A 24,403-nucleotide genomic window follows, 5' to 3' on the forward strand; every position below is an offset into this window, starting at 1 on the left:
CGGTCTCCGCGCGGCCCTGTCCGCCGCCCGGACGCGATATCCGTGCCGCCGCGGTCGACAGAGCGCCCGCGCGGAACTGGTGCCCGGCGTCGCCAGGGCCGGACGCGCCGGTCCCGGGCAGTAGGGTGAGCGCATGCCCACCCGCCCGAGCGCGGCTCCGTGACGGCCTCTCACGGCGCCGCCCGTCCCGGATCCGCCGCCACCCGGGAGCGCATCCTGGACGCCGCCGCCGAGGTGATGCGCGAGCTCGGCCTGGCCAGGGCCACCACCAAGGAGATCGCGCGGGCGGCGGGCTACTCCGAGGCCACCCTGTACAAGCACTTCGCCGACAAGACCGAGCTGTTCGTGCGGGTGCTGGCCGAGCGCGCGCCGGACTTCGTCGGCATCCTCGCCCGGCTGCCCGGACTCGTCGGCACCGGCGCCCTCGCCGAGCACCTGCGCGACACCGCCCGGCAGGCGGTGCTGTTCTACGCCCAAGGCGTGCCGATGGCGGCGTCGGTCTTCGCGGAGCCGACCGTGCTGGCCCGGCACCGCGAGCGCATCGGCGCAATGGCGGCCGGTCCGGGGCAGGCCCGTGCGGCGCTGGCCGAGTACCTGCGCGCCGAGCAGCGCGCGGGCCGGGTGCGCGCCGACGCCGACCCCGAGGCGGCGGCCGCGCTGCTGCTCGGCGCCTGCTTCCAGGAGGGTTTCCTACGCGCCTTCGCGGGCGTCGACCCCACCGAGGGCCTGGACGAGTTCAGCGCGAAGGTCGTCGCCGACCTGCTGACCGGCATCGGGCCCGACAGGGAGACGTCCGCCTCGTAGATGATCGGCACCGTCCACGGCGAGGCGCCGAGGTACGTGCGGGAGCGTCGTCACCGGCCTCCTCGACGGCACCGCCGACGAGGACGGCCGCGAGCGCATGGAAGAGGCAGCACAGTGCCGATCAGCGCCGGGCAGCGCGGGACGGGCGCACCAGGACGCCAGGCTCGTGATCAGCATCCTGCTCGGTGTGCCTTCTGAGCGCTGTCCGCACGCGTCAACGGGAACCGCCCGCCACGAAAGGCGATCCGTACTTCCTGCCTAGTAAATGATCGACACCATCCGCAGCACCGCCCCGGTCAGCGCCGGGTCGCCCGTGGTGCGGGCGCGTTCCGCCGCCAGTTCTGGGGTGATGCCGCGGGTGCACAGCCGCCAGGCGGTGTCGGGGTCGAACTCCACGGCCGCGTCCGGGTGCTCGGCGCCGTCACGGCGCAGGGTCCAGGCGGCGCCGTCGTGCCGGCAGGTCCACCGGCCGCCGGCCGGGCCGGTGACGGTGACGGTGACCTCGCTGCCGCAGGTGCCGCCCGCGCCGGACAGGGTGTGCGGCAGGGCGCGCATGAAGGTGTCCAGCACAGGGCCGAAGACCTCGGGGGCGAAGCGGCCGGGGCGCCCCACGGCCTCGCGGATCTGCTGCTCATGCGTCCAGTACTCGGTGTGGTCGCGGGCGGCGTCCAGCCAGACGGGCGCGGGCGCGTCGCCCGCCCAGGTCACGGGCTCGCCCAGTGCGGCCATCTCGGCGTCGTCCATTCCGGACCAGTAGGCGGCGATCTGCGCGCCGGCCAGGTCGAGCAGGTCGAGCAGTACCCGGGTGCTGAAGGCCCGCGCGGTGCGCACCCAGTCGTCATTGATGCGGTCCAGGAAGGCGGGCAGCGTCTCGCCCGGACGAGGTGCGAGCACGCCGGTGTGGCCGTCGCGGCCGCGCGACAGGCGGTTGAGGTGGTCGCCGAGGACGTGCGCGGCGAGGTCGCGCACCGACCAGCCGGGGCAGGCGGTCGGGCGCCGCCAGTCGGGTTCCGGCAGCTCCCGCAGCAGGTCCATCAGCGCGGCGTGGGCGACGGCGAACAGCGGTCGCGCGTCGATGGGCGGTCCCAGGCGGTCGGCGGTGGTGGGATGGTCCATGGGACCATCCCACCACGCGCCGCTCAGCCACCGGGCAGCGCGTCGCCGCCCGACAGCTCGGCGCGGGCGGCGGGGCGGCCGGCCAGGGCCATCATCAGCGCCTCGGCCGGGCCGCTGACCTGCGAGGACCCCTCGCCGAAGGCCCAGTCGAGGTCGGTGGCGGCCAGCCGCAGCCCACGCAGCCGCGCGCCCGCCCGCCCCGACGTGAGGCGGCCGAGCACGGCGCGCAGGTGCGCCTCGGGGATCTCGGCGGCGCGGCCGAGCGGGCGGCGCAGGTCCTGGTGGTGGACGAGCGTGTCGTAGAGCAGCAGCCCGGGGGCGAGCCGGAACACCGGCATCAGCCGGTCGGTGTCCAGGGCGGCGAGCAGCTCGCCGACGGGCCGGGCCGCCCAGGCGGCGGCGCGCCGCCGGTTGTGCGCGTCGTGGTCGAAGCCGGTGCGCGCCATCCCGGCCAGCAGGCCGCCGAGCCCGTCGCGGACATTGGCGGCCAGGTGCCCGGCCAGCTCCCGCACCGTCCAGCCCGCGCACAGCGTGGGCGTACTCCACTCCCCCGGCGCCAGTCCGGCCAGGGTATCGCGCACCCGGGCCCGCTCGGCCAGCGCCATCGCGCGCAGCCGCGCACGGTTCGGCATGGTGGTCGCGGCTGCCGCCATCGCTGCTCCTCCTCGCCGGGGCGGATGCCCTGCATTCTGGTGAGTGATTACTTACTAACCATAGTGCCACATGCCTGCGGCGATGCCGGAGGGTAGGACGGACACGGCCAAGGGCTGCTCCGGCCCGTCTCCCGGCACGCAAGGACGTGGGCGGGCCGTGCAGGCCATCGACGGCCGCACCCTCGGCCCGAAGAGCGAGAAGCGCCGGCCGTCGTCCCGCACCCTTCGGCAACATCGAACGAGTCGCCCGGCCGGGGGCGACGCGACAGGCCGCACGAGTAGGAGAGCGAGCGCCTGGCCGGATCGCCGCGCCAGTCGGTGGCCACAGAGCGCAGACTTCCCCATCCCGGCCCGACAGCGGCGCGCCGAAGGGGTCCCACAGCCGTACCACGGCACCGGATACCGGCGGAAGCCGGAGGGCGACAGTCCGGACAAGCGGAGGAGCGGCCGTCCGGCCGGGTGTCGGACCGGTTGTCAGTACCCGGCCGCCGCCGCGATGAGGGCGCGGTGGTCGGCGGCGCCGGAGAGGGTGCCGTCGGGGTCGCGGGTGATGGCGTGGGCGTGGGCGAAGCCCTGCGGGACGGTTTCGGCGGGGTGGCCGCGGTCGCGCAGGCCGGGGACCCAGGCGGCCGGGGCGCCCTCCTCGACGCGGACGCCGGCGCCGTCGGGGTCGGCCCAGGTGTCGAAGCCGTTGGTGGCGGAGGTGGCCCAGCGGGGGGCTGCCACGGCGGCGGCGACGTCCTGGCCGTGCAGCAGCAGGCGGGCCAGCACCTGCTGTACGACCTGCGGTTGGATGTCGCCGCCCATGGTGCCGGCCACGCCGTACAGGCTGCCGTCGGGGTGGGTGATCAGCACCGGGGACAGGGTGTGCGGGGGGCGGCGACCCGGGGCGTACTCGGCGGGGTGGCCGGCGGCCAGCGAGAAGCCGATGCCGCGGTTGTGCAGGTTGACCCCGGTGCCGGGGGCGAACAGGCGGCTGCCGAAGCCGCTGGCGTTGGACTGGATCAGCGACACGGCCCGGCCCGAGCCGTCGGCCGCGCACAGGTAGGTGGTGTCGCCCGAGGCGGTGAGGTCGGCGACGGCGGCGCGGCGGTCAGGCCGGACGGCGGCGGCGCGGGCGTCGAGTTCGGCCGGGGCCAGCAGCGCGGAGACATCGGCGCCGTCGTACAGCGCGGACCCGCGGTCGTGGCCGGCCAGCCGGGCCGCCTCGACCATCAGGTGCGCCCACAGCGGGTCGGCGGGGTCGTCGGGCAGGCCGAGCCGCTCGGCGATGCCCAGCGCCATCGGCACCAGGTAGCCCTGGGAGTTGGGCGGCACCGTCCACACGTCGTGGCCGAAGACGCGCAGGCCGACGGGCTCCACCCACTCGCCCCGCGCGGCGGCGAGGTCGGCCTCGGTGTACTCGCCCGCGCCGATCTCGATCAGGGCGGCGCCGAACTCGCCCTGGTAGAAGCCCTCGGCCCCCTCGGCGGCGACGGCCCGCAGCATCCGGGCCACCCCGGGTCTGCGCACCAGCCGGCCCGGCCGGTCGACCTCGGCCAGGTCCTCGGCGCCGGGGACGCCGGCGATCAGGCCGGCCACCCAGGCCAGCAGCGGGGAGGCGGGGAAGCCGCTGGCGGCGTAGTCGATGGCGGGGGCGAGCAGCTCGGCCAGCGGGAGCAGGCCGTAGCGCTCGTGCAGCGCCTGCCAGCCCGCGACGCAGCCGGGCACGGTGACGGAGCGGACGTCGTCGTGGAAGGGCATCTCGGTACGGCCCTCGGCCCGCAGCCTGGCGGCGTCGGCGCCCGATCCGGCCCGTCCGCTGGCGTTGAGCACCGCCGGGCGGCCCGGAGCGTCGTGCACCAGCGCGAAGAGGTCGCCGCCCAGCCCGCACATGTGCGGCGCCGTGACGGTGAGCACGGCGTTGGCGGCGATGGCCGCGTCCGCGGCGGTGCCACCCGCCCGCAGCGCGGCGACCCCGGCCGCCGAGGCCAGGTGGTCGACCGTGCAGACCATGCCGTTGCGCGCGTGGTGGGTTGATGCGGGCACGAGACTCCTCGATGTATCTGGCGCAATGCTCCCAAGACGGGCCAATGCAGGCTATCCGGTCGCTTCCGCCCGCCCGCCGCCGCCCCGCGCCCCCGCGTCAGCGCGGCGCCGCCAGCGCGACGGGGTCGTCGGCGGGCGGCGGGCCGCCGCTCTCGCCGCCGCCGGCCCGGCGGGTGTCGAGGTCGGGCAGCCAGAGCACGAAGGTGCTGCCCTCCCCCGGCCTGGAGTGCACCGCCACGGAGCCGCCGTGCGCCTCGACGATCTGCCTGACGATCGCCAGCCCCAGTCCGGTCTGCCCGGTGCGCTCGCCCTCGCCGTCGGCGCCGCCGCGGGCGCGGCCGCGCCAGAAGCGGTCGAAGATCCTGGACTGGTGCTCCTCGGGGATGCCGGGCCCCTCGTCGCGGACGGCGATATAGGCCCACTCCCCCCACTGGCCGGTGGCGACCAGCACGGTGGAGCCGCGCGGCGCGAAGCGCACCGCGTTGGAGAGGAGGTTGCCGACCGCCCGCGACAGCGCGACGGCGTCGGCCACCACCCGGCCGCGGCACAGCCGCCGCCGCACCCGCACGCCCTGCTCGGCGGCGACCGCCGCGAACTCGTCGGCGGCCTCGGCCGCCACCCGCGCCGCGTCCAGGTCCTGCTCGCCGAAGGCGGGCGCGGTGCGGCGGGCGCTGGACAGCAGGTCCTCGACCAGGTGCGTCATCCGCTCGGTGGCCCGCCCGACCACGGCGGCGGCCTGGCGGCGCTCCGCCTCGGTGACGTCGTCGCGGCTGAGCACCGCCTCCAGGTTGGTCTGGATGACGGCGAGCGGGGTGCGCAGCTCGTGGGAGACGTCGTCGAGGATGCGGCGCTGCCCGGAGAAGGCGCCGTCGAGCCGGTCGAGCATGTCGTCGACGGTGTCGGCCAGCCGGCGCAGCTCGTCGTCGGGGCCCTGGAGCCGGATGCGCCCCGACAGGTCCGAGCCGCTGATCTCGCGGGCGGTGGTGGTGATGCGGTCGACCGGCCGCAGCGCCCGCCCGGCCAGCATCCAGCCGGTCCCGGCGCTCAGCACGAACAGCGCGCCCAGGCCGAACAGGCTGTACTCGGCCAGCTTCTCCTTGGTGTAGTGGGAGACGGCCTCGTGCAGGGTGTCGGAGCCGGGGCCGTCGGCGGGCATCCCCAGCTCGGCGCGGAGCTGCTTGAGTTCGCGCAGGGCCGCCTGGTCGACGGTGGAGGCGACCCCGGCGTACAGCACCACGATCACCACCGCGCCGAGGCCGAAGACCGCGAGGGAGTTGGTGACGGCCAGCCGGAAGCGGACCGTCTGCGCCCACCTGGGCAGTCTGCGGTACCAGCGGCCGGGCCGCCGGCCCTGGGCGGTCATCCGTCGTCCCGCAGCCGGTAGCCGCGGCCGATCACCGTCTCCAGTAGGGCGCTCTCCCCCTTGGCGGTGAGTTTGCGGCGCAGGGTGCCGACGGTGACGCGCACGGTCTGGGTGAAGGGGTCGGTGTTCTCGTCCCAGACGTGTTCGAGCAGTTCCTCGGCGGAGACCACGTAGCCGGGCCGCGACATCAGGTAGCGCAGCACGCCGAACTCCTTGTTGGTCAGCGCCAGACCGCGCTCGCCGCGCCGGGCGTGGTGGCGGGCGGTGTCGAGAAGCAGCTCGCCCACGCGCAGCACGGAATTGCCGCCGGCCACGTCGCGGCGGAGCAGCGCCCGGATCCTGGCCAGCAGTTCGGCGAAGGCGAACGGCTTGACGAGGTAGTCGTCGGCCCCCTCGTCCAGGCCGCGCACGCGGTCGTGCAGGGAGCCGCGCGCGGTCAGGATGAGGACCCGCAGGTCGCTGCCGCCGGGGGTCTGGATGTCGCCCTGGCGCAGCGCGCGGCACAGGGTGAATCCGTCGGTGTCGGGCAGCGAGAGGTCCAGCACCATCAGGTCGTAGGCTACGTCGGTCAGCTTGCCGACGGCCTCGGCACCGGTGACGGCGGTGTCGACGGCGTAACCGGAGCGGCGGAGCCCGGCGGCGAGCGCGCTGAGCAGTCCTTCCTCGTCCTCCACCACGAGCAGTCGCATGCACCCGACAGTAGCCGCCCGACACACCGCTCAGAACGACTCTTTCGGGCGATTTTCGGCGGCTTTTCGCGTCCTTTTCTGACCTGGATGGTGGAGTGAGGAGCCTGGTCGGCGGTACCGGTAGTCCACGCTCGCGGCGCCGTCGGCCACGCCCCCACGCGGCCCGGCCGATGCTTCCTCAGCAGTATCGGCCGGGCCGTCGGCGTGCGGTGCCGTGCCCGTCGGGCGCTCAGGGCACCAGGTAGGCGCTGTCGCGGGCGTCGGTGACCGCCATGTGGCCGGGCGCGTGGCCGATGGCGAAGGGCGGCCGCGAGCGCATCACGGCGGCCTGCGGGGTGACCCCACAGGCCCAGAAGACCGGCACCTCGCCCTCGCGCAGCTCGACCGGGTCGCCGAAGTCGGGGGCGGCCAGGTCGGCGATGCCCAGGGCGGCCGGGTCCCCGACGTGCACGGGGGCGCCGTGCACGGACGGGTAGCGCGAGGTGACGCGCACGGCGGCGGCCACCAGCCCGGCGGGGACCGGGCGCATCGACACCACCAGCGGCCCCGACAGCCGGCCCGCCGGGCGGCAGGCTTGGTCGGTGCGGTACATCGGCACGTTGCCGCCGGTCTCCAGGTGGCGCACTGGTACGCCCGCCTCCAGCAGGGCGGCCTCGAAGGTGAAGCTGCACCCGATGAGGAAGGCCACCAGGTCGGGCCGCCAGTGCTCGGTGGCGTCGGCGACTTCGGCGACCGGCACACCGTCGCGGTAGATCCGGTAGGCGGGCAGGTCGGTGCGCAGGTCGCCGGCGAAGATCGACGCGCTGGTCTCCCCCGGCTCGGTCACGTCCAGCACCGGGCAGGGCGCCGGGTTGCGCTGCGCGAAGAGCAGGAAGTCGTAGGCGAAGTCGCGCGGGAGCGCGATGAGATTGGCCTGGGTCCAGCCGGCCGCCCAGCCGGCGGTGGGGGTGCGCAGCCCGGCGCGGAAGGCGGCGCGGGCCTGGGCCGGGGTGCTCGCGGCGGGGTCGGCGGGGGCGTCGGGAGCGGTCACGGCGGGGTCCTTTCCAGTCGGAAGCGGAGCCGGGTGCCGGGCCTGGCCTGGGCGGCCAGGTCGACGTCCGCGGTGGCGAGCACGGCGATGACCGGGTAGCCGCCGGTCACCGGGTGGTCGGCCAGGAAGAGGGTGGGCCGGCCGGACGGCGGCACCTGCAGCGCGCCGCGCACCATGCCCTCGCTCGGCAGTTCGCCGGTGCGCGAGCGCGGCAGCGCGGGCCCGTCCAGGCGCATGCCGACGCGGTCGCTGTCGCCGGTGACCAGGTAGGGGGCGCTGGTGAGCGCGGACAGCGCCTCGGCGGCGAACCAGTCGTCGCGGGGGCCCGGGCGGCAGCGCAGCACCGGCACGCCGCCGGGCGGGGGCGCGACCGGGGCGAGGTCCACCACGGGATGGGCGCGCGGCGGCGGCCCGACCGGCAGCTCGGTCCCGGCGGCCAGCGGCGGCGGGCCGAGGCCGGAGAGGGTGTCGGTGGAGCGCGAGCCCAGCACCGGCGGGACGTCGACGCCGCCGCGCACCGCCAGGTAGCTGCGCAGCCCGGCCGGCGGCACGCCCAGGCGCAGCCGGGCGCCGTCGGGCAGCCGCAGCAGCGCGGCCACCGGCTCCGGCCGCCCGTCGACGGTGACCGGGCAGGGGGCGCCCGCCACCGCGACCAGCAGGTCGCCGCGGGCCCGCACCTCCAGCCCGCCGAGGGTCGCCTCGATCGCGGCCGCGCCCTCGGGGTTGGCCACCAGCCGGTTGGCCAGCCGGAAGGACGCCAGGTCGGCCGCGCCCGAGCGGCCCACCCCGAGCGCGCCGTGCCCGGCCCGCCCGAGGTCCTGCACGGTGGCGGCCGGGCCGGGCGCGAGCACTTCCAGCGCGGCGCCGCTCACCGGTCCACCGCCGCCGCGGCGGCGCTTCTACCAGGCGCCGCCCGTTCGCGCACGCCGCCGTCCACAGGCCCGCCCGCAGCAGCGCGGCCGTCCACAACCAGCGGGTAGCGGCTCGCGCCGCGCACGTCCGGCACGGAAGAATGGGTATCGGGGTCGCCCCCCTGGGCGGGCGGGGGTTTTTTCTCGGCGGCGGAGGATGGGAAGACGCTCCTGGGCGCCGTCGCGCCGCTCACCGGAGCCGCGGACGCCGGCCCTGCGGACGCCGTCACGCAGGACCCCGGCCCTCCGGACCCCGTGCCCCCGTCCGGCCGCCCTCGCGCCGCCCCGCCGGGCGCCGCGGTGTCCGCGCGGCCGGCCGACCGCCCGCCCGGGCCGCGCGCCGCGGAGCCGCCGGCGTCCACGAAGCGCACCCGCACGCCCGGGGCGAGCAGGGCGGCGGGCTCGCGGCCGGGGTCCCATACGGCCAGCTCGGTCCGGCCGAGCAGCTGCCAGCCGCCGGGCGAGGAGCGCGGGTAGACGCCGGAGAACTCCCCGGCCAGCGCGACGGATCCGGCGGGCACCCGCACCCGCGACTGCTCGCGGCGGGGAACCTTGAGGCGGGGGTCGCCGCCGACCAGGTAGCCGAAGCCGGGCGCGAAGCCGCAGAAGGCGACCCGCCACTCCCGGCCGGTGTGCGCGGCCACCACCTCGGCCTCGCTCAGCCCGGTCAGCTCGGCCACGTCGGCGAGGTCGGCGCCGTCGTAGTGCACCGGCACCTCCACCAGCCCCCCGTCGGCGCGCGCGCCGGCCCGGGGCCGCAGCCCGGCCAGCGCCGCCCGCACCTCGGCCAGCACCCCGGGGCCCGGACGCACCCGCACCAGGACGGTCCGGGCGGCCGGGACGAGGTCCACCACGTGCGGCGGCGGCCGCTCGACCAGGGCGGCGTAGCAGCCCAGCACCTCGTCCAGGTCGGCGAGTTCGACCAGCACGGCGGAGTCGCCGCAGTCCAGGATGCGCACGGCCCCGCCCGCTAGCGCGGGGCGAAGGGCCGCAGGGTGACGCCGTCGGCGGTCAGCCGCTCGCGCACCGCCCTGGCCATCGCCACCGCACCGGGGCTGTCGCCGTGCACGCAGATGGAGTCGGCCACCACCGGCACGGTGGAGCCGTCGACGGCGACCACGCCGCCGCCGCGGGCCAGCCGGGCGCAGCGCCGCGCCACCTCCTCCGGGTCGTGCAGCACCGCGCCGGGCTCGCGCCGCGACACCAGGGTGCCCTCGGGCGTGTAGGCGCGGTCGGCGAAGACCTCGTGCACCACGCCGAGCCCGGCCTTCTCGGCCAGCCGCAGCCAGGCGGAGCCGGGCAGCCCGAGCACGGGCAGGTCGGGGTCGTAGGCGCGGACCGCGGCGACGACCGCCGCGGCCTGCTCCTCGTGGTGCACGATCGTGTTGTACAGGGCGCCGTGCGGCTTCACGTACCGCACCCGGTCGCCGGCGATGCGCGCGAAGCCGTCCAGAGCGCCGATCTGGTAGATGACGTCGTTGGCCAGCTCGCCGGGCTCCACGTCGATGAAGCGGCGGCCGAAGCCCGCGAGGTCGCGGTAGCCCACCTGGGCGCCGATCGCCACGCCCTCGGCCACCGCGCGCTCGGTGACCCGGCGCAGCACGGTGGGGTCGCCGGCGTGGAAGCCGCAGGCCACATTGGCGCTGGTCACCACGGACAGCAGCGCGTCGTCGTCGCCGAGGGTCCAGCGGCCGAACCCCTCGCCGAGGTCGGAGTTGAGGTCGATCGCCACCGTGTCACGCTCCGTCATCTACGCGTCCGTCTCCGCTCGTCGCACCGGATGTGCCGCGGGCCCCGCGCCCCGGCGGCGCCGGGGCGCGGGGCCGCGGGTCACTGCCACAGGGCGGCCATGCCGCTCAGCGAGTTCCAGCCCAGGTAGACCGTGAGCAACCAGGACAGCACGCCGACCGCGATCAGCCACCTGGGGTAACGGTAACCGCCGAGCAGGTCGCCGCGGCGGCGCGCCGCGATCCACAGCAGCAGGCCGAGGCCGACCGGCAGGATGAGGCCGTTGAGGGCGCCGGCCAGCACCAGCAGGTCGGCCGGCGCCTGGCCGATGAGCAGGTAGACCACCGCGCAGACGGCGATGAAGCCGATCACCAGCCAGTTGCGCGCGGCGCCCAGCCGGGGCGAGAAGGTGCTGATGAACGAGACCGAGGTGTAGCTGGCGCCGATCACCGAGGTGATGCTGGCCGCCCACAGGATGACGCCGAACACCCGCAGGCCCACCTCGCCCGCCGCCGCCCCGAAGGCGTCGGCGGCCGGGTTGGCCGAGCCGGCCAGGTTCACCCCGGCGGCCACCACGCCGAGGACGGCCAGGAAGAGCACGATCCGCATCACGGCGGTGACCAGGATGCCGGTCACCGAGCCGCGGGTGATGTCGCGGACCCGCTCCGGCCCGGTCACCCCCGCGTCCACCAGCCGGTGCGCGCCCGCGTAGGTGATGTAGCCGCCGACGGTGCCGCCGATCAGGGTGGTGATGGCCAGGAAGTCCACCTGGTCGGGCAGCACCGACTGCCGCAGCGCCTCGCCGAGCGGCGGCCCGGAGACGACGGCGACGTACAGGGTCATCCCGATCATCAGCACGCCGAGCACGACGACGATGCGGTCCATCGCCACGCCGGCCCGCCTGCTGAGGAAGATCCCGATCGCGACGGCGGCCGACAGCGCCGCGCCGATCCGGGTGTCCAGCCCGGCCAGCGCGTCCAGGCCGAGGGCGGTGCCGCCGATGTTGCCGATGTTGAAGACCATGCCGCCGAGGAAGACCAGGGCGGCCAGGACGTAGCCGGAGCCGGGCAGCGCCGCGTTCGCGAGGTCCTGGGCGCGCATGCCGGACACGCCGATCACCCGCCACACGTTCAGCTGCACGGCGATGTCGACCAGGATCGACACCACGATCGCGAAGGCGAAGGCGGCGCCGAGGGCGGCGGTGAAGGTCGTGGTCTGGGTGATGAATCCGGGCCCGATGGCGCTGGTGGCCATCAGGAACATCGCGCCGATCAGGCCGCTGCGGCGCAGCCGCGCGGAGACCGGTTCGGCGGCCGGCGCCTTGTCGGGGCTGGGCGGGGATGCCGCGGGCGTGTCGTTCATGGCGGCGGTCCTCCCGTGGGTGCGGGTCGTCGCGGCTCGTGTCGAGCCGAATTCCCAGCAGCGTACGTCTTGTAGGACTGTTCTACAATCCTCCTATTGCTACGAACTCGTAAACCGGGACGCCCGGACGCGCCGCGCGCCGCGGCCCGGGCCTCCCGGCGCGCGGGAGGCCCTGCGGTATCGGGGATGATGGAGGCATGACCGTGACCGAGCCCTGGATCGACCGCCTCGCCTCCGACCGCACGCTGCTGGGCCGGTTCAGCACCGCCGAGTGGCTGGCCGAGCAGATCAGGGACGAGATCATCGAGGGCTCGCTGCGCTCCGAGGACAAGCTGTCCGACAAGGACATCAGCGAGAAGCTGAAGATGTCGCGCAACACGGTCCGCGAGGCATTCCGGCTGCTGTCCCACGAGCGGCTGCTCGTGCACGAGCTGCACCGGGGCGTCTTCGTCCGCAGGCTCGACGCCGACGACGTGCTCGACCTCTACCGAGTGCGCCGCATCGTGGAGTCCAGCGCGCTGCACTCCGTCGAGGGCCCCGCCTCGGCGGCGCTGGCCCCCGTGCACGACGCCGTCGCGGCCGGCCGGCGCGCCGCCGCCGAGCGGCACTGGCGCGAGCTGGGCACCGCCAATATGCGCTTCCACGAGGCGCTGGTCGCGCTGGCCGGCAGCCCCAGGCTCAACGAGATCATGCGCCGGCTCATCGCCGAGCTGCGGCTGGCCTTCCAGGTGATGGACCGCCCGCGCGAGTTCCACGAGCCCTACCTGGACGGCAATGCCGAGATCGCGGCCCTGCTGGAGGGCGGCGACGTCGCGGGGGCGCGGACGGCGCTGGCCGGCTACCTCGACCGCGCCGAGCGGCAGCTGGTCGACGAGATGCGCCGCAAGGACGCCGCGAAGGCGGCCCCGGCCCGGCGGCCCGGCGCGCCGGAGGCACCCGCCGGGGCGGGCTGACGCCGGAGCCCCGGGGCGAGGCTCCCGGGGCGCGCGAGCGTCGCGTCCGTCAGGCCGGATCGGGCAGCCGATCCGCGAGCAGCTCTTCGGAGCGCCGCCACAGTCCGCGGGCGAGGTCGGCGTCGAAGGCCTGCGGGTTGCGTGGCGGGCTGTCCTTGCGCCGGTAGTAGTAGGCCCCTGAGCGCCAGTCCGTCCCCGGGGTGCCTTCGGCGAGCCAGACGATCTGGTCGGCGCCCTGTTCGGGCGTTGACAGCATGGCGCGCCGCAACAGCGGATTGCCGGCCAGGAACCGGATGAGGCGCATCACCGGGCTGGTGGTGTCCGAGGCGAAGTTGGTCGCGACATTGCCCGGATAGAAGGAGGCCGCCGACAGGCCCTCGGCGTGGTGGCGGCGGTGGAGCTCCATCGTGAACAGGATGTTCTCCAGCTTCGCCGCGCCGTAGGCGTGCACCGGGTGGTAGTCGCGGTCGCGGTCGAGGTCGTCCAGGTGGATCCGCCCGGCGAAGCGCACCGTGCTGGAGGTCTGCAGCACCGAGGCCCGCGAGGCGATGAGCACGTCCAGCAGCCGCCGGGTGAGCAGGAACGGCGCGAGGTGGTTGACCTGGAAGGTCTTCTCGAAGCCGTCCACGGTCTTCGTCCGGGTGCCGAACACGCCCCCCGCGTTGTTGGCGAGCACGTCGATCCGCGGGTACGCGGCACGGAGCCGGCCGGCCAGGTCCTCGACCTCGTCGAGGCGGGTGAAGTCCGCGACGTGGAAATCCGCGCCGAGCTCCGCGGCGACGGCCCGGGTCTTGTCGGGCGAGCGGCCCACGATGACGACGGTGTGCCCGTTCGCGTGCAGCCGCCGCGCGGCCGCCGCCCCGATGCCGTCGCTCGCGCCGGTGACGACGATGACCTTGCCCTCGCCCATGACTCTCCCCATTTCTGGCACTGGATCGCATTCGTGAGACACAGTACCAGTTTTGGCCTGTAGTACCGTAGGGCCTATGGGCTCGAAGCAGGCTGCGCGCGGCGTACGGGCGCGGGCACGTCAGGCCATGCGCGCCGAAGTGGCCGCGGCCGTCCAGGACCTGGTCCTCGAACGCGGCTACCAGGAGACGACGGTCGACGACATCTGCGCGGCCGCCGAGATCTCGCGCAGCACCTTCTTCCGCTACTTCGCCTCCAAGGAGGAGGCGCTCTTCGGCATGGCGGCCGACGCCGGCGAGCGCCTGCGCGAGGCGCTCGGCGCCCGGCCGCCCGGCGAGGCGCCCTGGGTCGCCATGCGGCGCGCGCTCGACACGCTGATCGAGGAGTACGAGGGGCACGACGAGCGCACCCGGCGCCTCACCGGCCTGATCGTGAGCACACCGTCCCTTGCCGCCCGGCACCGCGAGAAGAACGCCCGCTGGCACGAACTGCTCCGCCCCGAGATCGCCCGCCGCCTCGGCGCCGATCCGGCCGACCCCGCCGATCCGCGCGCCCACGCGGTGATCGCCGCCGCCCTCGGCTGCGTCGAGGCGGCCCTGACCGCGTGGACCGCGAGGTCACGGCCGCAGGCGCTCGCGGAGATCCTGGACAGCGCCATGGGGGCCGTCGGCCCCCTGGAGTGAGGGCGAGGGCGGCGGTGGAGGGGGCCTAGCGGCGGGAGCGCTGCGGGCGGCGCCGCTTCACCCGGGGGCGCACCGGCGACTTCGTGCGCGGCGCGGCCCGCTCGGCCGGGGGGTCGACGATCCGCGCGAAGGGTTCGGTGATGGCGTCGGGCGCCGCCGGGCGCGGGGCGGGGTCGTCCTCGTCCGGCTCGGCCGCCGCGGAGTCCGGCCCGGCCGGCGCCTCGGGCCCGGCCTCCCCGGCCTCGGCCGCCGCGGCCGGTTCGGCGGCGGACGCCGCGGGCGCGCCGACCTCCGAGCGCTCGGCCTCCTCCGCCCGCTCGGCCGCCGCGGCGCTCGCGGCCGCCGGCTCGGTGCCGGCGTCCTCGCCGGGCCGCTCGGCCGCCGCGGAGCGCTCGGCCAGCCGGCTCAGCACCCGGGCGGGCGGGCGGCGCAGCGGCTCGGTGGTGTAGAGCACCTGCCAGAGGTAGGAGCGGTTGCCGTCGGCCTCCAGCTGGCGGCGCACCCGGTCGACCTGGAAGCGCAGCGGCAGCGCCAGCCACAGCTGCGGCAGGCTCAGCGCCAGCGCGTACAGGTACGGCAGGTAGCCGCCGCCCACCCAGGACGCGAGGAAGCCCACGGCGAGGGCGCCCATCGGCATCCACAGCCGCAGCGCGGTGGTGCGGCCGAGTTCGCGCAGCGCCCGGCGCGCGGCCTGCTCGGGGGCCAGGCCGGCGGGCAGCGCCCGGACCGGCACCAGCTGGCCGAGCAGCAGCGCGGCGACGGCGGGGGTGCACGCGATCAGCACGATCCAGTCGGCGACGGCGGGCTGCCGGTCGACCAGCAGCACCAGCCAGGCCAGCAGCGCCAAGGGGACGGGGAAGAGGAACAACACCTGGCGGCGGAGACCGCCGATACGGAGGTCGGACGCGGCAGAGCGCCAGAAACCCGGTCGGCCGTCACGCATCGAACCCGCCCCCCGAACCGACATGAACCCACCGTACTTCGCCGAAACCGGAACAGGCCACCTGCCACGCCGCCCGGATACGAAGATCACGTCGGTGGGCCGGCGGCCGCGCCCGGCCACCCGCTGAGGCAACGGCCGGACCGCCGCCCCGGTTCCCGGCCCGCGGGCGCGCTCCGCCGACCTGGCACCCTGGAGGTGTGACAGCTACCGACCCCGATCCCGGCGCCGCGGCGACCCGCGCCGAGACCGCCGCCCGGCTGGAACGGGCCATGGGCGCCCTCGGCACCGCCGCCATGGCGAGCATGGACGAGCGGCTGCCCTGGTACCGCAAGATGTCCGCGGAGAACCGCTCGTGGATCGGCCTGGTGGCCCAGGCCGGGGTCGCCGCCTTCGTGGAGTGGTTCAAGCGCCCGGCCCGCCGTCCGGCGATCACCGTCGAGGTCTTCGGCACCGCGCCGCGCGAGCTGATCCGCACGGTGTCGCTGCAGCACACCGTCGAGCTGCTGCGGGTGATCATCGACGTGGTCGAGACGCAGGTGGAGTCGCTGGCCGCCCCCGGCGGCGAGGACCAGCTGCGCGAGGGCGTGCTGCTGTACACCCGCGAGTTCGCCTTCAGCGCCGCCAAGGTCTACGCCCGCGCCGCCGAGGCGCGCGGCGCCTGGGACGCCCGGCTGGAGGCGCTGGTCGTCGACGCCCTGGTGCGCGGCGAGACCGAGGACGGCCTGGACGCATGGGCGGCGGCGCTGGGCTGGTCGATGACGCCCGTGCAGGCGATCGCCGGCTACCTGCCCGAGGACGACGCCGAGCTGCTGATGGACGACATCCGGGCGCTGGCCCGCCGCGCCGGCCACGACGTGCTGGCCGGCACCCAGGGCACCCGGCTGATCATCGTGGTCGGCGGGGCGGTGGACGACGGCGGCAGGGCCGACAAGGCGGCCGACGACTCCGGGCTGGCCGGCGCCTTCGCCGGCATGTTCGGGCCGGGGCCGATCGTGCTCGGCCCCCGGGTTCCCGACCTGCACGCCGCCAGCCGCTCGGTGCGCATCGCGGTGGGCAGCCTGCGCGCCGCCGCCTGCTGGCCCGACGCCCCCAGGCCGGTGCCCGCCGACGAACTGCTGCCCGAGCGGGCGCTGGACGGCGACCAGGACGCACGCGAGCAGCTGGTGCGCCAGGTGTTCCTGCCGCTGCGCGACGCCGGCTCCCCGCTGCTGGACACCCTCACCACCTACCTGGAGCACGGCTCCTCGCTGGAAGCCTGCGCGCGGATGCTGTTCGTGCACCCGAACACGGTGCGCTACCGGCTGCGCCGGATCGGCGACCTCACCGGCTTCTCCCCCACCGAGGGCCGGCACGTCTTCGCGCTCCAGATCGCCGTCACACTGGGGCGCCTGGGCGTCCGCTGAGCCCGCGCCCGACGCTGTAACGCAGCTCACCCGGACGGGGGCAGAAGCCGAATACCCGGCGCGATCTTGTAGGGTTCTCACAAAGGCGCTGCGGTGAACTTCGTAGAACCCGGCATCAGCCTAGTGGAGTTCCACAGGGCAGGCTTATGGACGTGCTAGTGACTCTCGCTCCCGGCCAGGGTGCCCAGGTTCCCGGGTTCCTCTCGCCGTGGCTCGATCTGCCCGGGGTGGCCGACCGCCTCGGCTGGTGGTCGGCGGTCACCGGGCTCGATCTGGTCCGGTACGGCACCACCGCCGAGGCCGAGGAGATCCGCGACACCGCCGTGGCCCAGCCGCTGCTGGTGAGCGCCGGCCTGGCCGCCGCCGAGGCGGTCTTCGGCGGGCTGCCCGAGGCGGCCGGGCGCAGCGGAGCGGTGGCCGGCCACAGCGTGGGCGAGCTGACCGCCGCCGCCCTGGCGGGCGTGCTGAGCCCCGAGGCGGCGCTGGTCTTCGTGCGCGAGCGCGGCCGCGGCATGGCCGAGGCGGCGGCCAAGGCCGAGACCGGGATGACCGCCGTGCTCGGCGGCGACCGCGACGAGGTGCTGGCCGCGATCGAGCGGCACGGCCTGACCCCCGCCAACGACAACGGCTCCGGCCAGCTGGTGGCCGCCGGCAGCGCCGAGGGGCTGGCCGCCTTCATGGCCGATCCGCCGCCCCGGGCGCGGCTGCGCGCGCTGCCGGTGGCCGGCGCCTTCCACACCGAGCACATGGCGCCCGCCGTCGAGCGGCTGGCCTCGCTGGCGGCCGGCATGGCGCCCGCCGACCCCGCCACCCGGCTGCTGTCCAACCGCGACGGCGCGGTCGTGGACTCCGGCCGCGAGCTGCTGGAGCGCCTGGTGCGCCAGGTCAGCTCGCCGGTGCGCTGGGACCTGTGCACCGAGACCCTGCGCGCCCTTGGCGTCACCGCCATCATCGAACTCCCCCCGGCCGGCACCCTGGTCGGCCTGGCCAAGCGGGCGCTGCCCGGCGTCGAGCTGCTGGCCTGCAAGACCCCCGACGACCTCGACCGCGCCCACGAGCTGCTGGCGCGGCACGCCGTCGCCGAACCGCCGCCGGCCGGCGGCGGCCCGGTCGCCGCCTCCCACCGGCCGACCGCGCACGCGACACAGGAAGGTTCGGCATGAGAACCAACACGGGTGCTCCGGGGGCGCGCGTGCTCGGACTGGGCGAGTACCAGCCGAGCAACGTCGTGACCAATGACGACCTCGCCCGGCGGATCGACACCTCCGACGAGTGGATCCGCTCGCGGGTGGGCATCCGCGAGCGGCGGATCGCCGGCGCCGACGAGTCCGTGGTCGACATGGCGGTGGCCGCGGGCGGCAAGGCGCTGGCGGCCAGCGGCCTGTCGGCCGCCGACGTCGACCTGGTGATCGTCGCCACCTGCACCCAGGAGACCCAGATCCCCAACGCCTCGGCCCGGGTGGCCGACCGGCTGGGCATCACCGCCCCCGGCGCCTACGACGTCAACGCGGCGTGCGCCGGCTTCTGCTACGCGCTGAGCGCGGCCGGCGACGCCGTGCGGGCCGGCTCGGCCCGCAACGTGCTGGTGATCGGCGCGGAGAAGCTGTCCAGCTGGGTGGACTGGACCGACCGCACCACCTGTGTGATCTTCGCCGACGGAGCCGGGGCCGCCGTGGTGGGCCCCTCCGACGAGCCGGGCATCGGGCCGGTCGTATGGGGCAGCGCGGGCGACCGCGCCGAGCTGATCGGCATCGCCGACCGCAATTCGTTCATGGCCCAGGACGGCCAGCCGGTGTTCCGGTGGGCCACCACTGCGCTGCACCCGGTGGCCCTGGAGGCGTGCGAGCGGGCCGGCGTCAAGCCCACCGAACTCGCGGCCTTCGTGCCGCACCAGGCCAACCTGCGTATCGTGGAGGCCATCGCCCGCAAGCTGGGGGCGCCCCAGGCCCTCATCGCACGCGACATCGAGACGGCGGGCAACACCTCCGCGGCCTCGATCCCGCTGGCGCTCGCGCGCATGGTGGGCCGCGGCGAGCTCGCATCGGGCGACACCGTGCTCATCCTCGGTTTCGGCGCCGGCATGACCTATGCCGGGCAGGTCATCGAGGTGCCCTGACCCCACGGGGCGCGGGCGCGGACGCACCGCCGCCCGCACCGGGCGACGACGGCCGGTGCGGCGGGAATCCCAGGCAGTACCAACCGACCAACAAGGAGAACGTCCCCATGGCTTACACCGAGCAGCAGATCCTCGAGGGCCTCGGCGAGATCGTCGACGAGATCGCCGGTGTGCCGGCCGCCGAGGTCACCCCGGACAAGAGCTTCGTCGACGACCTCGACATCGACTCCCTGTCGATGGTCGAGATCGCGGTCGCCGCGCAGGACCGCTTCGGCGTGGAGATCCCCGACGACCAGCTCAAGGACCTCAAGACGGTCAACGACGTGACCAACTACATCGCCAAGCAGGAGGCCAGCGCCTGATAGGGCGCAGGCGGGGACGCGGCGCACGGCCGGTCCCGCGGAAGGCAGGGCCGGTCCACCGCCGCGGCGGGGGCGCGGCGAGGGGGAACCGAGGGGGAATGAGGAGCGATGGGTAACACTTCCGGAGTCGTCGTCACCGGGCTGGGTGCGACCACCCCGCTGGGCGGCGACGTCCCGTCCACCTGGTCCGCCCTTCTCGCCGGCCACTCCGGCGTCCGCGCGCTGACCGACGACTGGGCCGAGGCGCTGCCGGTGCGCTTCGCCGCGGCGGCGGCGGTCGATCCGGCCGAGGTCCTTCCGCGGGTCCGGCTGCGCCGGCTCGACCGCACCCAGCAGTTCGCGGTCATCGCGGCGCGGGAGGCCTGGAGCGACGCCGGGGAGCCGGAGGTCGACCCGGTGCGGCTGGCCGTCTCGGTGTCCAGCGGCATCGGCGGCATCCTGACCACCCTCAACCAGTACGACGTCTTCCGCGAGCGCGGCTGGCAGCGGGTGTCGCCCTTCACGGTGCCGATGCTGATGCCCAACGGCCCGGCCGGGGCGCTCGGCGTGGAGTACGGCGCCCGCGCCGGCACCCACGCGATGGTGAGCGCCTGCGCGTCCAGCGCCGAGTCGATCGGCTACGGCATCGACATGATCCGCGGCGGCCGCGCCGACGTGGTGATCGCGGGCGGTGTGGAGGCGTCGATCCACCCGCTGAACATCGCCGCCTTCGCCTCGATGCGGGCCATGTCGACCCGCAACGACGACCCCGAGCGGGCCTCGCGCCCCTTCGACCGCGGCCGCGACGGCTTCGTGATGGCCGAGGGCGCCGGCATCCTGGTGCTGGAGTCCGAGGAGCACGCCCGCGCCCGGGGGGCGCGGATCTACGCCGAGGCGGCCGGCGCCGGCTACTCCTCGGACGGCTACGACATGGTGCTGCCGCACCCGGAGGGCGAGGGGGCCGCCCGGGCGATCGAGCAGTCACTGCGCCAGGCCGAGGTGGCGCCCGGCGACATCGCCTACGCGAACGCGCACGCCACCTCCACCCCGGCGGGCGACGTGGCCGAGACCCGGGCGATCCGCTCCGCGCTGGGCGACGCCGCCGCCGACCGGGTCGTGGTCAGCTCCACCAAGTCGATGACCGGCCACCTGCTGGGCGGCGCGGGGGCGGTGGAGTCCATCGCCACCGTGCTGGCGCTGCACCACCGGCAGGCGCCGCCGACGATCAACATCGAGGACCTGGACGACGGCGTCGCGGTGGAGATCATCCAGGACAAGTCGCGCGATCTGCCGCAGGGCCCGCTGGCCGCGCTGAACAACTCCTTCGGCTTCGGCGGCCACAACGTCGCGCTCGTCTTCCGGCACGGCTGACCGGCGGGCCGCTCCGGCGCACCGCGCCGCGGTCTGCCGGCGTCCCGGCCTCAGCTGAGGCGGCCGTTCGCCGCCCATCCGCGGGTCGCGGACCATCCCCCGACGGTCGTCCGGCCGCGGGCCGGTCCCGCTCCCACAGACCGGTCCGCGCGGCGTTTCTCCCGGGCCGCCGCGCGGACCGCCGGCTGCGCCGCCGGGCCCGGCTCACACCGGGCCGGGCTCGGGGCGCTTGCCGGTGCGGCCGTCGCCCGACGAGCGGCCGCTCAGCCGCCGGCCGATCCACGGCAGCAGGTGGTGGCGGAGCCAGCGGGCGTCCTGGCGGCGCAGCTCGCGCCAGTCCGGGCGGGGCGCGCTGGGCCAGGGATCGGCCCAGTTGGCGTCGACCGGCAGGCCGAGGGCGGCGCGGGTGCGCAGCGCGACCCTGCGGTGGCCCTCGGGCGACAGGTGCAGCCGGTCCTCGCACCAGGCGCGGGGGTCGCCGAGCACCCGCATCGGCCACATGTCCACCACCACCGCGCCGTAGCGGTCGGCGATCGCCCGCAGGTGGGCGTTGTAGATGGCGATCTTCCCGCGCAGGTGGCGCATTGCCGGCTGGGCGGCGGTGTCCTGGCCGGTGAAGATCGCGACGGTCGCGCCGGTGGCGCGCAGCCGGCGGACCGCGTCGGCGAAGACCACCGCGACGGCGTCGGGATCGGCGCCGGGGCGGATGAGGTCGTTGCCGCCACCGTTGAAGGTGACCAGGTCGGGGGCGAGCGCGACCGCCTGCGGTACCTGCTCCTCGACGATCCGGCGGATCAGCCGCCCCCGCACGGCGAGGTTGGCGTAGCGGATGCCGCCGTGCTCGGCGGCGAGCGCCTCGGCCACCCGGTCGGCCCAGCCGCGCTCCCGGCCGGCCAGCGGCGAGTCGTCGGGATAGGGGTCGCCGAGCCCTTCGGTGAAGCTGTCGCCGATCGCGACGTAGGTCAGCGTGCCGATCTCGTGTTGTGCTGTCGCGGTCCCGCCGTCGCGGGGCGGGACCTGGTCCGTTGCTGTCACGGCATCCGATGATGCCGCGCGGGACGCGACCTACGCGACCGTCGGTTACGTGCATCGCCCACATGTCGGCGCCAGTGTGAGGCGGTTCACCGCCCCGGCGCCGCGGGCGGCGGAGCCTCCGGTCCCGCACCGCGCCCAGCTGGTGGGCGACCCGATCCGCCGCAGGACGGACGGCGTGGCGCCGGTGCTAATTTTCGGTGAACTCACGGCCTGACCACTTACTTTAGTCATTTCCGGGCGGCATCATCGCAGTTGTGCCCGTTGAGCAGCTGCGCCGCCACGACGCACTCGATGTCGGATTCGCCCCGGTCATCGACCTCGAATCCGGTGCGGTGGTGGCCGTGGAGGCCCGGATCGCACCTGGCGGCCGGACCGATGAGAACGCCCCGCCCGGCCTGGAGGACGCCGAGCGGGTGTCGCGGGCTGCCCGGGGCGCGGCGGCGCACGAGAACCTGCTGCCGCTGCTGCTCCCCGTCCGGGTGAGCACGGTCGCCTACGGCCAGGAGCGGCTGGCGCTGCTGCACCGCACCCTGCGGGAGCTGGGCCGGCGGCCGCGCGAGGTGATCCTGATGCTCACCGGCAATGTCGGCGGGGTGGAGGAGGGCCGGCTGCTGTCGGGCGCCGCGGCGCTGCGCGAGCACGGCTACCTCGTCTCGCTCGGCACCTCCCACGTCCCGCCCGACCTGCTGCTGACCATCCAGCCCTACCTGCTGCGCCTGGACCCCGAGCTGATCGCCGGGGTGCCCGGCGACGACCGCAGGACCACCCTGGTCACCGCCCTCGCCGAACTGGGCCGGCGGCTGGGAACCTACATGGTGGCCGCGGGGGTGCACCGCACCGAGCAGCTGGCCGCGCTGCGCTCCCACGGCGTGCGGCTGGCGCAGGGCCCGCTGATCGCCGACGAGGATTGGATGCCGGCCGACCGGGTGCAGGTGCCGGTGGCGGCGCCCGTGGAGCCGCCGGCGCCCGGGCGCGCGGAGGTGGGTCCGCGGGTGAGCGAGTTCGTCACCCCGGCCCGCACGATGGCCAACGACACCACCGCCGAACTCGCGCTCGACGCCTTCTCGCACGATCCCAAGCTGACCAGCCTGGTGCTGCTGGACGAGTTCGAGCGGCCGGTGGCGCTGCTGGACCGCACCCGCTTCCTGCTCGCGGTGGCCGGCCCCTACGGCCACGCCCTGCACGCGCACCGCCCGGCGCGGCGGCTGGCCGGTCCGCCCAGGATCGTGCCGCGCACGATGCCGGCCATGGCGGCGCTGCGCGCGGCCGGGCGCGGCGAGGAGGACGTCTACGACGACCTCGTGGTCACCGACGAACTGGGCCGGTGCGCGGGAATCGTTCGGGTCAGCGACCTGATCCAGGGAATGGACCGGTTCTAGCCCCCCTCGCGGGCCTACGCTTGCGGTGCGGGCCCCGAGCCGTCGGGTCCGCTCGGGCCGGAGTCGGGCGGGGTGCCCGCGATGGCCCAGACGTTCTCGGCCGGGATCGGCACCGTCGCGGTGGCGCCCGGGTTCACCGCCAGGCCCACCCCCTCGGGCAGCATGCCGGCGAGCTCGCGGGCCGGGACGGTGGTGTAGGCGAGGGAGGAGTCCAGTTGCGCCAGCTGCTCCTCGGACGTGAAGACCGGTACGAAGCTCGCGTCGTCGTGGGTGAGCACCGGCAGCGCCACGGAGCCGTCGGACTGCACGCCGGCCCCCTCGGGCAGCGGCACCACCAGCTCGTTGCTGCGCAGGGTGGCCAGGAAGCCGGGCGTGGTGGCGGTGTCCTCCAGGACCTCGGCGAGCGCGCGTTCCACATCGTTGGCCGGGAAAGCCATGGGTATCAAGTCCTCGGCTGGACGGCATCGGGTCGGGGCCGTTGCGCCCCTGGGGCCGCCCTACCCGATCGGCGCGGCCCCACACCGTGCTCAGCGGCGGTAGAAGGGCTCCCGGTTGGCCAGCATCCAGTCGCCGACGGTCAGGCTCCCGCAGTCGCCGCCGCAGCAGTCGGCCGCGCCGCAGCCGCCGGCGGCGGCGGGGTCGAGGAAGGCGACGTCGACCGGGTAGTCGGGGCGCGCGGCGCCGACCGCCTCGCGCACCGCGGCGAGCACCGGCTCCTCGGCGCCCTCGCCGCCCTCGGCGAGGGTGACTCCGAGGATGAGACTGCCGTCGGGCATGCCGGGCCCGGCCGCCACCCAGGCGTCGCGGGCCGCCAGCACGCCGGGCAGGGCGGCGAAGCCGCGGACCGCGGCGGCGCGCAGTCCGGCGACGGCGGCGGGCTCGGGCGCGGCCAGTTCGCGCTCGGGGTCGACCATGTCGGCGTAGGGGTCGAAGTGGGCGAGGTCCTCCAGGGCCTCCTCGTCGACCGGGGCGGCGGCCAGCGCCCGCACGCCCTCGGGGTACAGCGGGGTGGCGGCGCGCGCGCCGGGGTTCAGCGCGATGCCGAGGCCGTCGTCGAGCAGCCGGGCCAGCTGGAAGCCGCGCACCAGCGCGTAGGGGGTGCCGGGCGAGCCCTCGGCCAGCTGCTCGGGCGAGGTGAAGACCGGCACGAACACGGTGCCGTCGAACTCGACGGTGGGCAGGGTGACCTGCTCGGAGCCGTCGTCTCCGTCGGCCGGCAGCGGCAGCCAGAGCGGAGCGGTGGCCAGGGCGGGCAGCAGCGCGGACAGCGCGGGCGCGCTGGCGTCGGCGAGCGCGGACTCCAGCGCCCGCTCGACGTCGTTGGCGGGAAACGGCATGCCCCCAGTGTGCCCGCTCGGCGGCTCCCGCGCGCCCGCCGGACCGGACGGTGGTGACATGGATCTCACCGGACCGGCGAACGGCTGCGGCGGACCCCCTCGGGCGGGTCCTATGGTGTGGGGAGCCTCACGGGCGCCCGGCGTCCGCGGTGAAGGCGCCAGACCCATCGACACGGGAATGACCAGTGACGATTCACCCGACTCGGGACAATGGGGACTACCGCCCGGTATGGACCACCCCATACGATC

The 24,403-nt window shown here is 75.7% G+C and carries 23 protein-coding genes and 1 pseudogene; 9 read left to right on the top strand and 15 right to left on the bottom strand.

Annotation, left to right across the window (positions count from 1 at the left end; genetic code table 11):
- Window positions 1–159: 159 nt before the first annotated feature.
- On the top strand, window positions 160–804 hold the full coding sequence (locus tag CLV72_RS28905) for a TetR/AcrR family transcriptional regulator (protein WP_245930507.1): 645 nt from the start codon (window positions 160–162) through the stop codon (window positions 802–804).
- Between the two features lie 258 nt (window positions 805–1,062).
- On the opposite strand, the gene CLV72_RS28910 is transcribed toward CLV72_RS28905, so the two are convergent.
- The 10 genes and pseudogenes from CLV72_RS28910 to CLV72_RS28955 form a co-directional block, all read right to left on the bottom strand.
- A complete protein-coding gene (locus tag CLV72_RS28910) occupies window positions 1,063–1,920 on the bottom strand; it encodes a maleylpyruvate isomerase family mycothiol-dependent enzyme (RefSeq protein ID WP_106252792.1) in 858 nt (285 codons plus the stop codon).
- A 23-nt stretch (window positions 1,921–1,943) separates the two neighbouring features.
- Window positions 1,944–2,573 carry a maleylpyruvate isomerase family mycothiol-dependent enzyme gene (locus tag CLV72_RS28915; RefSeq protein ID WP_106252794.1) on the bottom strand — a complete coding sequence of 210 codons (630 nt, stop codon included), beginning with the start codon at window positions 2,571–2,573 and terminating at the stop codon, window positions 1,944–1,946.
- 474 nt (window positions 2,574–3,047) lie between these two features.
- Window positions 3,048–4,601, bottom strand: a complete 1,554-nt coding sequence (locus CLV72_RS28920; protein ID WP_245930508.1) for a gamma-glutamyltransferase family protein — start codon at window positions 4,599–4,601, stop codon at window positions 3,048–3,050.
- A gap of 97 nt (window positions 4,602–4,698) precedes the next feature.
- Entirely contained in the window at window positions 4,699–5,964 is a 1,266-nt protein-coding gene (locus CLV72_RS28925) for a sensor histidine kinase (protein WP_106252796.1), read from the bottom strand.
- A complete protein-coding gene (locus CLV72_RS28930) occupies window positions 5,961–6,653 on the bottom strand; it encodes a response regulator transcription factor (RefSeq protein WP_106252799.1) in 693 nt (230 codons plus the stop codon). The genes CLV72_RS28925 and CLV72_RS28930 overlap by 4 nt, the downstream gene beginning before the upstream one ends.
- Window positions 6,654–6,882: 229 nt before the next feature.
- Complete coding sequence (locus tag CLV72_RS28935) at window positions 6,883–7,683, bottom strand: putative hydro-lyase (protein ID WP_106252801.1); 801 nt, start codon at window positions 7,681–7,683, stop codon at window positions 6,883–6,885.
- On the bottom strand, window positions 7,680–8,555 hold the full coding sequence (locus CLV72_RS28940; RefSeq protein WP_106252803.1) for a 5-oxoprolinase subunit C family protein: 876 nt from the start codon (window positions 8,553–8,555) through the stop codon (window positions 7,680–7,682). The genes CLV72_RS28935 and CLV72_RS28940 overlap by 4 nt, the downstream gene beginning before the upstream one ends.
- Before the next feature lie 392 nt (window positions 8,556–8,947).
- Window positions 8,948–9,553, bottom strand: a pseudogene (locus tag CLV72_RS33475) (5-oxoprolinase subunit B family protein); the annotation flags it as partial.
- A gap of 11 nt (window positions 9,554–9,564) precedes the next feature.
- Window positions 9,565–10,326, bottom strand: coding sequence for a LamB/YcsF family protein (locus CLV72_RS28950; protein WP_106253054.1), 762 nt, complete (start codon window positions 10,324–10,326; stop codon window positions 9,565–9,567).
- Between the two features lie 98 nt (window positions 10,327–10,424).
- Window positions 10,425–11,684, bottom strand: coding sequence for an NRAMP family divalent metal transporter (locus tag CLV72_RS28955; protein WP_106252808.1), 1,260 nt, complete (start codon window positions 11,682–11,684; stop codon window positions 10,425–10,427).
- A 197-nt stretch (window positions 11,685–11,881) separates the two neighbouring features.
- On the opposite strand from CLV72_RS28955, the gene CLV72_RS28960 reads away from it, so the two are divergent.
- A complete protein-coding gene (locus CLV72_RS28960) occupies window positions 11,882–12,637 on the top strand; it encodes a GntR family transcriptional regulator (RefSeq protein ID WP_106252811.1) in 756 nt (251 codons plus the stop codon).
- A gap of 49 nt (window positions 12,638–12,686) precedes the next feature.
- On the opposite strand, the gene CLV72_RS28965 is transcribed toward CLV72_RS28960, so the two are convergent.
- Complete coding sequence (locus CLV72_RS28965) at window positions 12,687–13,559, bottom strand: SDR family NAD(P)-dependent oxidoreductase (RefSeq protein ID WP_245930509.1); 873 nt, start codon at window positions 13,557–13,559, stop codon at window positions 12,687–12,689.
- Between the two features lie 64 nt (window positions 13,560–13,623).
- Here CLV72_RS28965 and CLV72_RS28970 point away from each other — a divergent pair, with 64 nt between their 5' ends.
- Window positions 13,624–14,229 carry an acyl-CoA-like ligand-binding transcription factor gene (locus CLV72_RS28970; RefSeq protein WP_211303153.1) on the top strand — a complete coding sequence of 202 codons (606 nt, stop codon included), beginning with the start codon at window positions 13,624–13,626 and terminating at the stop codon, window positions 14,227–14,229.
- A gap of 25 nt (window positions 14,230–14,254) precedes the next feature.
- On the opposite strand, the gene CLV72_RS28975 is transcribed toward CLV72_RS28970, so the two are convergent.
- Window positions 14,255–15,100 (bottom strand): hypothetical protein, encoded by an 846-nt coding sequence (locus tag CLV72_RS28975; protein ID WP_146159611.1) that lies wholly within the window; start codon window positions 15,098–15,100, stop codon window positions 14,255–14,257.
- A 341-nt stretch (window positions 15,101–15,441) separates the two neighbouring features.
- Between CLV72_RS28975 and CLV72_RS28980 the strand changes: the two genes are divergently transcribed.
- From CLV72_RS28980 to fabF, 5 genes are all read left to right on the top strand, one after another.
- Entirely contained in the window at window positions 15,442–16,575 is a 1,134-nt protein-coding gene (locus CLV72_RS28980) for a PucR family transcriptional regulator (protein WP_106253057.1), read from the top strand.
- Between the two features lie 152 nt (window positions 16,576–16,727).
- Window positions 16,728–17,738, top strand: a complete 1,011-nt coding sequence (locus tag CLV72_RS28985; RefSeq protein WP_106253060.1) for an ACP S-malonyltransferase — start codon at window positions 16,728–16,730, stop codon at window positions 17,736–17,738.
- The gene (locus CLV72_RS28990) at window positions 17,735–18,691 is read left to right on the top strand and encodes a beta-ketoacyl-ACP synthase III (protein WP_106252822.1); all 957 of its coding nucleotides are present in this window, start codon (window positions 17,735–17,737) and stop codon (window positions 18,689–18,691) included. The genes CLV72_RS28985 and CLV72_RS28990 overlap by 4 nt, the downstream gene beginning before the upstream one ends.
- Before the next feature lie 107 nt (window positions 18,692–18,798).
- On the top strand, window positions 18,799–19,053 hold the full coding sequence (locus tag CLV72_RS28995) for an acyl carrier protein (RefSeq protein WP_106252824.1): 255 nt from the start codon (window positions 18,799–18,801) through the stop codon (window positions 19,051–19,053).
- A 108-nt stretch (window positions 19,054–19,161) separates the two neighbouring features.
- Complete coding sequence (gene fabF / locus CLV72_RS29000; RefSeq protein ID WP_106252826.1) at window positions 19,162–20,403, top strand: beta-ketoacyl-ACP synthase II; 1,242 nt, start codon at window positions 19,162–19,164, stop codon at window positions 20,401–20,403.
- A gap of 204 nt (window positions 20,404–20,607) precedes the next feature.
- Here the strand turns inward: fabF and CLV72_RS29005 are convergent, their stop codons facing one another.
- The gene (locus CLV72_RS29005; protein WP_106253062.1) at window positions 20,608–21,378 is read right to left on the bottom strand and encodes an SGNH/GDSL hydrolase family protein; all 771 of its coding nucleotides are present in this window, start codon (window positions 21,376–21,378) and stop codon (window positions 20,608–20,610) included.
- 314 nt (window positions 21,379–21,692) lie between these two features.
- Between CLV72_RS29005 and CLV72_RS29010 the strand changes: the two genes are divergently transcribed.
- Window positions 21,693–22,817 (top strand): EAL domain-containing protein, encoded by a 1,125-nt coding sequence (locus CLV72_RS29010; protein WP_245930511.1) that lies wholly within the window; start codon window positions 21,693–21,695, stop codon window positions 22,815–22,817.
- A gap of 14 nt (window positions 22,818–22,831) precedes the next feature.
- Here CLV72_RS29010 and CLV72_RS29015 read toward each other — a convergent pair whose 3' ends face one another.
- Both CLV72_RS29015 and CLV72_RS29020 read right to left on the bottom strand, forming a co-directional pair.
- On the bottom strand, window positions 22,832–23,254 hold the full coding sequence (locus CLV72_RS29015; RefSeq protein ID WP_106252828.1) for an SseB family protein: 423 nt from the start codon (window positions 23,252–23,254) through the stop codon (window positions 22,832–22,834).
- Between the two features lie 90 nt (window positions 23,255–23,344).
- Window positions 23,345–24,154 carry an SseB family protein gene (locus tag CLV72_RS29020; protein ID WP_170141163.1) on the bottom strand — a complete coding sequence of 270 codons (810 nt, stop codon included), beginning with the start codon at window positions 24,152–24,154 and terminating at the stop codon, window positions 23,345–23,347.
- Between the last annotated feature and the right edge of the window lie 249 nt (window positions 24,155–24,403).

Origin of the sequence: Allonocardiopsis opalescens, from assembly GCF_003002095.1 — a bacterium.
GTDB lineage: Bacteria > Actinomycetota > Actinomycetes > Streptosporangiales > Streptosporangiaceae > Allonocardiopsis > Allonocardiopsis opalescens.